The organism is Alcanivorax sp. HI0083 (assembly GCF_001635175.1).
Map to the genome: position 1 here is coordinate 1 of NZ_LWFX01001768.1, position 1,222 is coordinate 1,222.

General features: G+C 60.5%; 2 protein-coding genes. Both read left to right on the plus strand.

Annotated features, from left to right (window positions below):
* A partial coding sequence (locus tag A3754_RS28340) for a tetratricopeptide repeat protein (protein WP_369817652.1) occupies positions 1–374 on the plus strand: 374 nt, incomplete at its 5' end.
* A 175-nt stretch (positions 375–549) separates the two neighbouring features.
* On the plus strand, positions 550–1,222 hold a 673-nt coding region (locus A3754_RS25630), incomplete at its 3' end, for a GTP cyclohydrolase, FolE2/MptA family (protein ID WP_231880800.1).

Sequence of the window (1,222 nt, forward strand, 5' to 3'; positions counted from 1 at the left end):
CCAAGGAGCCCAGTGCTCAGGCCAAGATTGAGCTCTACGACCGGATTCTGGAATTGCGCCCGGATGATCCGGAAGCGCTGGCCTGGAAAGCCGATGCGGCTCTGGAGCTGGGCGAGCAGCGCTGGGCGCTGAGCCTGTGCGACCGGGTGCTGGAAGTGGACGAGGAAAACTCCCATGCCCTGTATCAGCGGGCCTGCGCCTGGTCCGGGCTGGGGGAAATCGAGAACGCCCTGACCGACCTGGCCGCCGCCATCCAGACCTCGGAAACCCTGCGCAGCCATGCCCGTAGCGAAGAAATGTTCGAGCCCCTGCGCGAGCTGGCCCGCTTCCAGGAATTGGTCGGAAGCGACGAAGATTCAGGCTTTTCCGCCTGATAGCCCCTTTCTGTTGCGGTCATAGCGAAACCTTCGCCCGTAAATGGTCAATTTGCGGGACAGTTTCTGCTAGACTTGCCCCCCTTGTATGAGCGGGCGATGACGAACGGATTACCGTTTCGTTCACCTGGGCGGCCTTATCCTGGCTGTTTTCAGTGCCCCTATGGAGAATCCCATGACTCGTGACAACGGTGCCGGTAGCACCAAACAGATGCCGGATGTGGCGTCCAACTCCATGGTGGATCATATCCACACGACCCTGGATTGGGTGGGCATGAGTGAGATCCACTTGCCAGCCCGCGTCAGCGATACCCTGGCTGGCGAGCGCCCGGTGAGCACCTCTATCCAGGCTTATGTGAACCTGGCCAATGCGGATGCCAAGGGCATTCACATGTCGCGCCTGTTCCTGATGCTGGAAGAAACCTTTGGCGACCATTCGGTCAGCGCCGGTTCCATCGAGCAACTGCTGCGTAACTTCCTGCAGACCCATGAGGGCCTCAGTACCCGCGGTTTCGTGCAGCTGGATTTCGAATATTCCATGCGCCGCGCGGCCTTGAAGAGCAGCTATTCCGGCTGGAAGAGCTACCCGGTCAGTATCAAGGGCACCCTGTGCGAAGAGGGCATGCGCATCGAGTTGTCGGTGGAAGTGCCGTACTCGTCCACCTGCCCCTGCTCGGCGGCGTTGTCCCGCCAGCTGATTCAGGAACAGTTCCGCAAGGATTTCGCCGAAGGCAAAGTGGATGCCGATGCGGTGTTTGAATGGCTGGGCACGGAAGAAGGCGTACTGGCCACTCCGCACAGCCAGCGCTCCATCGCCCAGGTGCGTGTGTTGCTGGATCACACCGAAG